This is a genomic window from Nonlabens xylanidelens (assembly GCF_002934445.1).
Lineage (GTDB): Bacteria > Bacteroidota > Bacteroidia > Flavobacteriales > Flavobacteriaceae > Nonlabens > Nonlabens xylanidelens.
Genome location: NZ_PTJE01000001.1, coordinates 868,026 through 880,600, shown reverse-complemented (window position 1 = coordinate 880,600; position 12,575 = coordinate 868,026). Strand labels below are relative to the sequence as shown.

Annotated in this window: 7 protein-coding genes; 1 reads left to right on the top strand and 6 read right to left on the bottom strand. The window is 35.6% G+C overall.

Annotated elements, in window-relative coordinates; genetic code table 11:
• The first annotated feature begins 109 nt into the window (after nucleotides 1-109).
• The gene (locus LY01_RS03960; RefSeq protein WP_104514495.1) at nucleotides 110-499 is read left to right on the top strand and encodes a group III truncated hemoglobin; all 390 of its coding nucleotides are present in this window, start codon (nucleotides 110-112) and stop codon (nucleotides 497-499) included.
• A 9-nt stretch (nucleotides 500-508) separates the two neighbouring features.
• Here the strand turns inward: LY01_RS03960 and LY01_RS03955 are convergent, their stop codons facing one another.
• The 6 genes from LY01_RS03955 to sov form a co-directional block, all read right to left on the bottom strand.
• Complete coding sequence (locus LY01_RS03955) at nucleotides 509-2,695, bottom strand: hypothetical protein (RefSeq protein WP_245890620.1); 2,187 nt, start codon at nucleotides 2,693-2,695, stop codon at nucleotides 509-511.
• A 32-nt stretch (nucleotides 2,696-2,727) separates the two neighbouring features.
• Complete coding sequence (locus LY01_RS03950) at nucleotides 2,728-3,558, bottom strand: energy transducer TonB (RefSeq protein WP_104514494.1); 831 nt, start codon at nucleotides 3,556-3,558, stop codon at nucleotides 2,728-2,730.
• 103 nt (nucleotides 3,559-3,661) lie between these two features.
• Nucleotides 3,662-4,390, bottom strand: coding sequence for an energy transducer TonB (locus LY01_RS03945; protein WP_104514493.1), 729 nt, complete (start codon nucleotides 4,388-4,390; stop codon nucleotides 3,662-3,664).
• A gap of 56 nt (nucleotides 4,391-4,446) precedes the next feature.
• Complete coding sequence (locus LY01_RS03940) at nucleotides 4,447-4,872, bottom strand: VanZ family protein (RefSeq protein ID WP_104514492.1); 426 nt, start codon at nucleotides 4,870-4,872, stop codon at nucleotides 4,447-4,449.
• Nucleotides 4,872-5,249, bottom strand: a complete 378-nt coding sequence (gene gcvH / locus LY01_RS03935) for a glycine cleavage system protein GcvH (protein WP_104514491.1) — start codon at nucleotides 5,247-5,249, stop codon at nucleotides 4,872-4,874. The genes LY01_RS03940 and gcvH overlap by 1 nt, the downstream gene beginning before the upstream one ends.
• A gap of 86 nt (nucleotides 5,250-5,335) precedes the next feature.
• Complete coding sequence (gene sov / locus LY01_RS03930; protein WP_104514490.1) at nucleotides 5,336-12,574, bottom strand: T9SS outer membrane translocon Sov/SprA; 7,239 nt, start codon at nucleotides 12,572-12,574, stop codon at nucleotides 5,336-5,338.
• Nucleotide 12,575: the final 1 nt, after the last annotated feature.

Genomic DNA, 12,575 nt, shown 5'->3' with positions numbered 1-12,575 from the left:
ATTTAAAGTTACATCTTTAAAATTAAATTTTCATTTATTAATTACATAGATGAAATACAAAGTATAGAGTTGAAAAAACTAACTTGCCCATACCAAAACTACAGCGCTGATGACACCACTAGAAGACTTAAAAAACAGAGATGACATCAATAAACTTGTTACCTGTTTTTACAGTAAAGTAAGAGAAGAGAAAACCCTAGGACCTATTTTTAATAGAGCGATTGAGAACTGGGACACACATTTAGAGCACATAACAGATTTTTGGGAAAGCAGTCTACTAATGGCCAAAAGCTATCAAGGAAACCCTGTTACAGCACATAAAAAACTAGATGTACAGGAAAATCATACTATAGATATGAACCATTTTGGCATATGGATAAACCTATGGAAAGAAACCATAAATGAAATGTACCGCGGCGATATAGCAGACCTCGCATTGCGACGAGCGAGAAACATGGCCAGTATACTATTTATAAAAATGTTTGAGGCTAGACCTTAAACTATAGACCTATCTATCAAATGACCAGTTCATAATATCAGTACGTAAACCTAGATTTAACCACGTCGTGCTTTCTCCACGTACAACACTATTATTTATTATCGGATTTGAACTTCGGTAGATTATCTGTCCAAAAACCTTCAACCTACTTGCTGGATTTATGACATAACCAGCCTCTAAGTGTCCATAGAAAAAGTTAGAAATATTACCTTGAACGGTTACATTACCATTATCAGAAATACGATCATCTTCTGTACCATAAATATTACCTCCATAAAAGGCGTTATCACCATCAGTAAGCACATCATAACCTCGCTCTCCATAAATAGCCTTAGCTATTCCATACCAGCGGTCTTTTGTGTAGCGTCCTATTAATACCGTTTCATAAAAATTTGCACCCCATGGATGCGCTAGCGCCTGATTACTATTACCGTAATTCAACACCACTGTATTATGAGAGTACGTGTAAGGTCTTACTCTATTATATTCTAGTTGCATCATTAAATTAGGTAACTTAAAGGCATTTTGCCATTTTACACCTAATTGATAAGCACTTTTATTTTGATAACTACCATTACCACTCACAACAGATCCTCCAGAAAACTCATCAAGAACTAACTGTCCATATGCAGTTACCTTATCACTGACTTTATATTTAGCTGTTAGACCTAACAAAGCATTTCCACCTCTAGAGCCTGTTTCTAGTTCTACGGTTTGATAAAAAATCACAGGGTTTAAATAATTAAAATCAAAACCTCTCTGGTTATCATCCTGCCATAAAACGCTCTCAAAGAAACCTAGATTTAATCTTTTAGTTGCATTCCAACTTAGATAATGGTGCGTCATGAACTTCGTACGGAAAGAATCGTCTGCGGTTACCTCAGGTCTCACATCTCTTAATGATGTGTACAATACCGTATAATCTAGTTTCCAGAACTTAGCATTGAGCTTAAAATAAGGAAAAGGCTGCGAGTTATCACTTAATACTAATGAGCGGTAACCATCACCTATAAAGTGCTGTCCATGCCCTAATTGTAAATCAAAATATTTACTAGGCTTATAATTAATGTAACCTGTAGCTACTGGATAATCAAATATTCTGTCGCCACCATCTTCGGCGATACCTCTACCTGGCACTATACCAGGATTACCACCATCTGGCGCTCTAGAAATAACATCTCTTTCAAAAAAACCAGGAAATCTAGCTTGAGACTCTTGTATACTAGCACCGAATGTGATTTGATCTCCTATTCCACCACTCACATTAACTAATCTGGTGTTATTATAAGTAGTCACATCATCTCTAGAATCTTTACCTACTTGAAGATCTACACCTGGATCTATAACTACCCAATAATCTTCTCCAGCAAGTTCAAAGAAATGTTCATTATGCCACTTGCGTCCCAACCATGTTTTGCGATCTTCGAGCAGCGACTCACGCTCTGCTTCTAAATCAAAATATTGGTCTACATAGTTAAAAGTATAAGGTTTTACCGCCGTATGAGCATTATTCCCTACACGGTTCATAGCTGCTTCATATCTATGATATCTTTGGTAAGAAAGAGGTATTACTGCATCAGACCTTAATTGATGGTTATCATACTGGTCACTAATTATGGTGTTGTATTCTTCATTCGCTTTCGCGAAAGCGAGACTATCTTCCTTCCTTTTAACCTCATTTTGTTTATCTATTTTAGACTGAGAGTTGCTATACACTTTAAAAGAACCAGACTCTTTCATAGGCACTGGCACATTAAGTATAAATTGCATGAACGTAGCGTCTCCATTAAATGTAGGAGCTTCTATAACTGGTAGTTTTGAAAACGCTTTAATCATCTCTTCTTTTAAAGAAGATTTAAATGCATCTGTTCTAATTAGAACAAATTTACCATCGCGATCCACCTCAAATCTTATGGTAACCGACTGATCTGCAAGCGTATCATTTTTAATAGGATGCTGATAACTATTTTTAAGCTGAGCATAAAGAGCACTATAAAAACAATCTTCTAACTGCTTACTCGTATTCCCTTTACAATCTTCAAAAACCGGAAACCGTTCTATATCAGACTGAGCAAATAATGCACTTGAAAATGTAAGAAAGAGTAAAGTATATAAAAATTTCATAGTCCCTTGATAAGTGACAAATATACTTGTTTTACCTACTGTCCCAAAAATAGAAAAGCCATGAAAATTCATGGCTTTTTAAAAATCGTATAATAGTAAAGTTACTAATCGTTAATCTGGAAACGTATAGGCAGCGCGTAGGTAACATTAACCGCAGCATTATCTATCTTACCTGGTGTCATTTTAGGTAATCTAGAGATCACTTTATACGCCTCTTCTTCTAGTTTTTTATTAGGTGCTTTTACTAGAATATCTTTAGGCAAGCCATCTACACCTATGGTAAATTGCACAGCGATTTTAACCATACCATTTTCATTCAAGTCATTACCCAGACTCGTGTCGAACTTTCTTTGAATAAACCTTCCCATTTTTTTATTGAGACATTCTACTCGCTCCTTACTATCCATTCTAGAACTACATCCTGGAAACAACGGCACTTCATGCAGTGCAGCTATTACTGTAGGTCCAGATGGTTTACTAGCTGGCGCGTCATTGTTACTACTGGCTGCATCTGCATCACTAGTATCAGTATCTACAAGTTTATTTTCAACAGGCTCCTTTGTATCCTCATCTTGTTCTGGAACATCTGGCTGATCGTTTTCAACAACCTTAGGTGGTTTATTTGGATCTACTTTAGGTGTCTCGACTTTTGGCTTATGTGTTTTCTTTACTACTGGTTTAGGAGAATTATCAATAATTGTAAATGAGCCCAGATATGGCTCATCAGTTGTCATATCAACTGATATAGGTGGATAGACAGTAGTTTCAGGAACCTCAGTCGTTAATTCTATAATAAGAAACGCAGCTACTAATGCAGCTATGAGTCCAATTTGAAAATTAACGATGGGATTGACCTTTGTGTTTGCCGCTTTTTTGTCTTCACGGCGAGTGTTTTGAGATGTTGCAGCATCTCTTTTCTCATTTGAAGTGTTCATAATCAATGGTTTTATGTTATTTCAAAGAGAAATCAAGAAGTGTACCAAAAAAAAATCCCAACCTATACAGGTTGGGATTTTATATATAAAATAGTGTCTATTATTAGTCTTGCACTTGGAAAATAATAGGTAGTGCATAAATCACACCTACTGGTTTACCTCTTTGCATTCCTGGAGTCATAGCAGGTAATTTATTAATTACTCTAGCTGCTTCACTCTGTAATTTAGGGTGCTTTGCTTTAGACTGAATACCTACAACATTACCTTTTGAGTCGATTTTAAATTGAACAGAAATTTTCTGTCTTCCTTCTAGACCTAAATCATTTGCAAGTCCAGTATTAAACTGTTTGTTTACAAATTTTGTGATTTTTTCACTCATACATTTCTTACGATCTGCATTGTTCTTTTTACTCTCACAACCAGGATAGATAGGTACATTCTCGATAATCGCAAATGGAACATCAGCAATTACTTCTTCAACACCTACTTCTTCAGCAACCTCTTCGATCTCAACGATCTCTTCTTGCTCATCAGTTTCTGTATCTTCAATGATAACCTCTTCTATTTCCACTTCATTCTCAACTACCTCGATAATTTCTGGAGCTGGTGGTGGTGGCGGTGGTGGCGGTGGAGTATCCAACATTTGAGTAATCGGAATTTCTTCCTCGATGAAGATTTCTTCATGCTCCTCGTACACCTCTTCTATTTCTACGGTTTTAGACTCATATTCAAGTCCTTGCCAAGATAATAACAACATAAACGCCAGCCCTGATAAGGCGTATAGCGTAATGTTCTTACGTAAATCTGCTTTTTCTGATTTTTTTACTTCCATTATGGTTGTATTTATAAGAGGTTAAAAATAACTAATTCTTTGTGCTAACAAAAGATTTATGCAACTTTATGTTTGTTAAATAATTTATCAATTATCATTAAGAATAACATAGCAATAATGATGCCAGCAAAATTTGCTAGTACATCCATTATGTCCATTGTTCTATTTACAGAAATAAACTCCTGTCCTAGTTCTATTAACACCCCTATAATCAAGGACAAAGCACTTGCTCCTATCGCAATAGTTCTAGACCAGTTTTTTAAAATAGTTTTTAGACCAAAACTCAAAAGGCTTTGCTTTCCTAAAAAACGACTGTAAAAGAAAATATACCACAAGATCGCCATTATAAAATAGGCGGTAGCATGGTATATCTTATCTACGTTATCGATATTTACCGGCGGCGCTGGGTTTGCTATCATAGACGCTACTGTAATGAATACAGTAAACAATGGAGCAGCTAGCCAATAAATAACTTTTTTCATTATCCTACTAACTCTTTATAAGCGTCAGCACTTAATAATCCATCTACTTGAGTTGCGTCAGTAAACTTCATTTTTATCATCCATCCGTCTCCGTAAGGGTCAGAATTCACAAGTTCTGGCTCATCTTCTAACTTTTCATTAAAATCAGTAATCTCTCCAGTTAACGGAAGAAAAAGATCTGAAACAGTCTTTACCGCTTCTACCGTACCGAAAACTTCCTCTTGATCCAAAGTCTCATCTACAGTCTCTACTTCTACATAAACAATATCACCTAACTCGCTCTGTGCAAAATCAGTAATACCTATGGTAGCAACGTCTCCTTCTATTTTGATCCACTCGTGATCTTTAGTATACTTTAATTCTGATGGAATATTCATTTTATATGATTTTTTAAAAGCGTAAATTTAAGATAACTCTATCTATTAATTCAAACCTTAAAGTTGAATTATGCATGATACTTGAATTAATTACCAAATGTGTACCTTAAAGTAAATCCACTACGTATGGTAGTTTGTGGAAACGCCGTGGAAATAGCAAACTTTGAGAACGTATGATCGTAATAAAAGATAGCTGTAAATGCCTGGCTCAAGTTATAGTCTGCAGTAAATTTAAGACCATATATGGTCTGACCAGCGGTAGCCTGACTAGCATCTGTGAAAATTCCATTTTGTAAATTTTCTTCGGTTCCTAGATCTAAATATCTAATGATAGTAACATTATCTCTTACAGACCCATCCATTCTTAAATTTAAATCACTCTTGATAATCTTACTTCTACCTCCAAAGTTAGATTTAAATCTAAGGTCTTTAATACGATAACCTAATCCCAAAATAAGCTCATTACCATTAATTTCAGTAAGTAAATTATTATCAAAACTTAAAGATATTGCTCTATCTCTTCTTAATTCAGCCGCAACGGACAACGAGTTTTTCATTTCCATATCTATCTTTATCAAAGGACTAAACTGCTCTGCAAGGTTGATATTAAAGAAAAGTCGCTCTGATTTAAAATCACCATTTTGATTCAGAGCATCTCCTTGATCAGCATAGGCAAATGCACTATCTCCTGCAGTAAAATCTAGATTAGTCTGAAATTGATTGATCGTATAACTAGAGCGATATCCATGATTAATAGAGAACCTACGGAAGTTCTTTTTAAACCACTTTAAATTCATCAACCCAGTATACTTTACCGTCCAGTTAGGTAATGGAATATTTCTAAACGCATTAGAATCTTGCTTCTCTACATCTCTACCTTCATAAGCTGCTAGAAATGCTGGTAATAATACTTGCTGGCTGTTTCTAGAAAAACCTAATGGATACCCATCTGCATCACGTGTAAAATTGTTAGCTCCATAAAAACTTGTTGCGAGCCTGTCTGCTACAGCAAGTCTATTGCTTCTAAAAGTATCAAATGTTGCAGACTCATCTATAGTACTTTTTTGGAAAGCAGTACCTATCATCAGGTTAGTAATATTATAATTACCAAAAGTATTAGGTGTTAAAGGTTGATAAGAAAAAGAACCTGTATTGTCCGTGTTAATAACATAATTTTCTGTCTGCGTCTCTTGATAAGCACGATTACCTAATATATCTATAGACAGGTCTTTTAACAGATCTACTTTAAAATTAAAGTCTAACTGTCGTGTCTCTACTTCACTATATTGTTGGTTAAAATCTTGGTATAAGGTTAACCATCCACGTCTTGCGGCAAGGTCACGCACCTCTGCCTGACTACCGAATACAAAACCTGAAGTAGGTTTTAATGTCCCAATAAAACCAATATCTGGTGTATAACCTGGTAAGAAAATACCATTAGTTTCTTGATAATTTATTTGAGCACGTTTTACAGATGTAACGACACCTATAAGTGTATTGTATGCTTTATTACCAAAATTCTTCTTTGGGGTCTTGTCTTTCTTATCATTTTGAGCAGCCTCGTTAGGTCTAGGTGTTCTGGATCTTGTTCTAGATCTAGCAGCATTTGCTGTCACACCAAATTTCTTTTTCTCAAGACCTACATATCTGTATAATTTATCTAGATCTAGCGTTCCATTAATGCGATGTGTATTTGCATTTTGAATAGAGTTTCCTAAATCCGGAATGCCATCTAGCTGTGCAAATTGTTGCTGGTTACGAGTCCAGTTAAAGTTAGATGTGTATGTGTAGTTCGCTTTCGCGAAAGCGAGAAAAGGAAATTTATCAAATGGCAATTTATAAGTAAGTTGCATTTGTTGAGAGTGCGAGTTAGGAATACCCTCGTCAAAGAAATCGGTCCATACGGTATAATTCTCATCAATAGTATCATCTTCATTTACATAATCACGTATCAATCGATCACTGTTTGCAGATAAATTTACTTGCAATGATTTAGTTAAATCCCAATTGATCGCATATTGATGATTCATTGTGAAATTGCGATTAGTAAGCGGTGCAATGGTTATATTTTGAGCATCTGGTAGCCCATCACCATTTAAATCTACAGGGTTAGTATCTAATTGTAAATCGCGAAACTTCTGTGTATTGTACTGTCGTAAAACATTTAATCCTGCTGAGAAATTATTAGGCAATGGATTAAAGTTTAAATCTTTTATAAACTTCAAGTAAGAGTTATTTAACCATGCCGCATTCTTAAACGGCTCTAACTCTAATTTAGGAAAAGCATAATTATAAGTACCACCTACATTAACCGATTGATCTTGGAATTTCTCTACTTCAAAATTGCGTTGATCTGTCTGATTGTAGGACCCAGAAAAAGTGAAATTCTCAATATCATAAGGCATCGGTTTTGCATCTCCTGTTCTTTCTTTGCGCACACCTATTAAGTTAATACTTTGTCTACGAGTGTAATCTTCTGACTGTTCTTGAATGGCATCACGCTCTGCATCACTAGTTGCGTTATCTAATCTGGTTTCTAGTTCTATATCTTCAAATTGAGGATCGTATTGCGGTGTAATCGTTTCTTCTCCTATGCTATAAGAAAAAGGTAGAGAAACACCCCATTTTTGAGGCAGTAACTTACCCAGGCTCACATTAGTTGTTACATCGTACTGAGTAACGTCTTCACGACTTCTTTCTTGAGGCCCTTGCTCTATAGCTCCAAAACCTACTGTACTTCTTCTACCAGTCGCGCTCACACTTGCAAAGTCTGCAATGTTTGCATCCATATTCATCACTGCGGCATAACCACCTTGATTTTTAAGACCAGCGAGACGCATTTCATTCACCCATATCTCACCACAAATATTATTAGTAGTTGCGTTGCGCACACCTATCATCATAGCACGTATATCACCAAAGTTAGGATTACCTTTAATACCGTATTGATGTTGATTTTCTTCTCCAGCACTAGCCGGATCTAAATCTGCCTGATCAAAGAAGTTTAGATTACTAATATTAAGCGTGTTATCACCTAAAACTTGTGCTTTTATGGACTGAAGCAACGATAGATCTATATCAAAATTATTTGCAACCGGCCATATCTCTTCTCTAACATCTGTACCAAAAGCGGTAGGTTTTAACGGCAGTCGTATCTCGTAATAGTTTTGAGTGAAATCAACTCCTATTCTTACAAATGCCTCTAAATCATCATCATCTACAGAAATCTCATTTACTAAAGACTCTGCATGAACAAACATTTTAAGAGATTCATACTGACGCATATCAATTCTGATGTTCTTAAAAACTCCACGCGCATCGCCAGGTTCTAAATCACAAACACTTAATGCTAGTGATTGCTCATTCTGACGTATGTTTTGATTTTGTGTACGCAATTCTTCTCTTTCTACACCAGGTGGCAATCTATAAGGAATAGGTGTACGAGATTCATTATTCTCAATATTAACTCCTTCTACTTCAAATACAGTAGGATCATCTGATGCGATGGGATCTGTATCATCTAGTGACTCTGTATATCTTCTATAATCACCACGAACTAAATCTAAAGAACCAAATCTTAAAAAAGTGTCTACTTCAAAGTCTGACAGATACATTCTCATAAAACGTATAGCTCTAAAATCTGCAATTCCTCCTACTTCTTCTCTATTAGGGTCATTTAAAGGAACTCTAAATTGAACCCATCTCGTGTCAAGTGTATTACCATTAGGTAAAACAGTTTGTACTGTTTTAGTATCAAATATGTAATCACTAGTGGTTACATCCATACCAGGAAAAATCTCAATATCATATTCATAATAACTATCGATAGTATTCATCGTGTTATCACGGTTAATATCTTCTACATCTGGCAAAGTTGTCGCACCACGATCATCTTGAGTTACGGTAGTAGGTGAGTTTCCTTCAGTACCGTTATAATTCTTATAGCGTGTAAATATATCGCCTGTGGTCGCTAAGAAATATTCATAATTATCTCCAGCAGGATCAAAAGGTCCAAAAGTTGGAAAATCTGTTAATTCCTCATTATCATCATAACCGTCTAAACCTATATCTTGATTATCACGCTCTGCCCCATCTGTGTCAAAAGCATAAACTAAAGATTGATTAACAGGGACCTTACCATAAGCGGTATTTGTAGTGAGCAATGTACCACCATCGTTAGGCAATCCATTTTCAAATTGTTTTCTATTATCCTTTAAAATATCTTCAGAAATACTACCTAAGTTAATAGAAATAGTACCACCATTATTAGTCGCATCATATTGAAACGGATCCATGATCCAGAACTGTACATACTCTACATTAGTCTGTTCAAAATCTGTACTAGAAAAAGAACGCATAATTCCACCCCAATTATCTGCAGGATTAGGCAACACATTGGTCCCTGCAGCTAGCGGATTATAATTGTACTGTCCTCTTTCATTAGGATAATATGATAAATCAAGAGTATTTATAACTTGTTGCTGACCTTGTTGCAAATCTACATTTGGGAATATTTCATCAACAAAAACACGTCTAGTTCTATAGTCAGACACATCATCATCTGTGATACCATCAGGTCTTTGATTTCCATAAAAGATAGGATCAATAGAATACCATGCTAATTTTGCACGACTAAAGTTATACTCTAATGGGGTTGCAGTACTACCATTACCTTCAAAAGCCATAGGTGTACTAGCTAGCGACCATGAAAATGGGGTTAAAATATCTATAGAAGTTTGAGATCCTTCAAAATCATCTACATAAGCAGCAGCTTCTCCTCCAAAATTATCGCCGGCAGGTGATCCAGGAAACAGATAAGCAAATTCACCCCTTAAAGAAAGATTAGACACCACATCGGTATCTACGTTAGGCAACTTATTTGCAAGCCTAGTTAAAAAAGGAACTTCCGTATTGTACAAAAAGTTGGCTCCTATAATAGTATTATTGATAGGCTCAAAGCCATAAGTAGATTTTTGAGTTATAGGTCGTTCTTTTAAATTTAAAAAAGTACCACCTAAAATAAAATCTTCACTAAATTTATGCTCTACATTAATCCCTGTAAAACGTTTGGTCTGTTGATTAAAAACAGAATTGTTTTCTGTAGAAACTTGAATAGGCGTATTAGAGTTAAGCAATGCTTGGTCTAGAATAATCACACGACCTAGTTGATAATCTACGGTATAATCGATACCTTCCTGAAGTGTCCTACCACCAGCAGTTACCGTAACACTTCCTCTAGGCACATTAAAACCACCTATAGGAATCCCTTCCTGACCAGTTGCTTTGTATTCACCTTTTATTAAGTATTTGTTTTTATCGGCACTTTGTAATGCTTGCGCTTTTGTGGTGCGATACATATCGCGATATACGTACTGCTCTTGGTTAGCATTATAGGTACTAGGAACTTCATAATCTTCAGTACCTGAACCAGTATTCAACTTATCAAATAAATGACTACCAAAAGGCTCTACCGTTGTAAAAATAATTCTACCATTTTCCGGATCGATAGTTATACCAGGTAGGTAATCAAAAAAACCATCACCTGCTGGCTGTGGATCTCCTTGCTGATTCAATCTATCCAGATTAAATACTCGTATTAATGTGGTTTGATCAACATCTCCTGGTAATGGAACAGCAGGATTAGTTAAGGTTCCCTCGGCAGCCGTGATGTAATTTAACTCTGGCGGATATTGATAAAAAATATTTAATTTAAAATCTTCTTGAGTTAATTGAAAACCGCCTAAATTATAGACGTTTTTCATCATTAAATCCCAGATAGGTTGACTAACGTTAGTAAGGTTACTTTTAAGAAGTTTAACAACTAGACTTTGATTATTTACAGCTGGTTGATTAGGATTTGCATTTACCACAACATCTGTAGCTACAACACCGTCATTTGCAAATTCACCGACTTGATATACCTGACCACCTACAGTATATTGAAACGCAACTGCAAGAACTTCGTCATTATTTAAACGCTGTCTTAATGAGATATAACCTAGTTGGGTATTTAAAGTATATTCTTGAGCGGTAAGTTTACGTGCATTTTCCAAGGTCACATAATCAAAACCCTCATTAACCGTAGCACTACCAAAACCTGCTTGAACAGTTGCTATTTCCCTTATTTGAGAATTTAAAATCGTTTGCCCACCACCATTAATTCCTTCTGGATTAAAATCGTTATTTTCATTATCAGGAAAGCTATTTGCAGCTACATTAATAAAACCTCCTGGCTGTGTGCCTAGACCTATATTATCAGGATTTGCCTCTCCTATATCTTGTATTGCGACTAGATTACGTACATCTTGAGTACTATTACCTCTATTTGTAATCCATACTTCAGCACGTGTAATCTGGATGTTATTATTAATGAAAGGATAATTCTCCAAAGAAGTATCATAATTATCTCTAAAATAATGAGATAAGAAGTAATGCCTATTCTCATCATAATCTAATGAGAAAAAGTCAAAATCATTAATTGTCGCACCACCAGCGGCCTGTACCGTAGTGGATTCTGACTGCTGTTCTGAAAACACAGCAGTTATTCTAGTTTTACCGAATTGCAACTCTGTCTTAATACCAAAAAGGCTTTGAGCCCCACGTATCAATTGAGAGTTAAGCGGCATAGACACGTTACCTACCTCAATACTTTGTAGTATATCATCTTCTGTAGGTGTATAATCTAACTTAATTTGATTCTGAAAGTTAAACGTACTTTGAGTATCATAATTTGCATTTACCTGTAATCTTGTACCGACTTTACCTACCAGACTTAAATTAATACGTTGATTAAAATCAAAGGTTAAATTCTGCCTATTTCTTGGAGAAAAACTAGGATTATCTGACCTATTGAAAAGCAATCCTAAATCCACTTCTACAGACCCTTGTGGATCCACATCGATTTCTGTACCTCCAAAAATGGACGCAAACAACTCAGAATTTACATAAAAATTAGGTAATAAATCTTTTTGCTTTTCTTTATCTTCTTCTGTTCTACCAGCAATGGCTGCAGCTTTTTCCTTAAAATAATTTGACATTTGTTCTTTAAGAACACGGTCTAGATACTGCTCTCTAGTAAGTATAAATGGAAAATCTATGTTATACCCATTAAAACTACTGGAATACACATAGCGATCTAGATTTGCATCATAAGTGTACAGAGTAACTATACTGGGTGGATTAGGTAAACTTACCCTACCTATTCTTGCACCTGTTCTGACAGAATCTTGCGGAGTAGTTGTTGGTTGTTGCGCTTTCGCGAAAGCGAAAACAAATAAAGACAAAAGAAAGACAAAAGCCCTTAGGTTATTATTACTGTATCTCAAA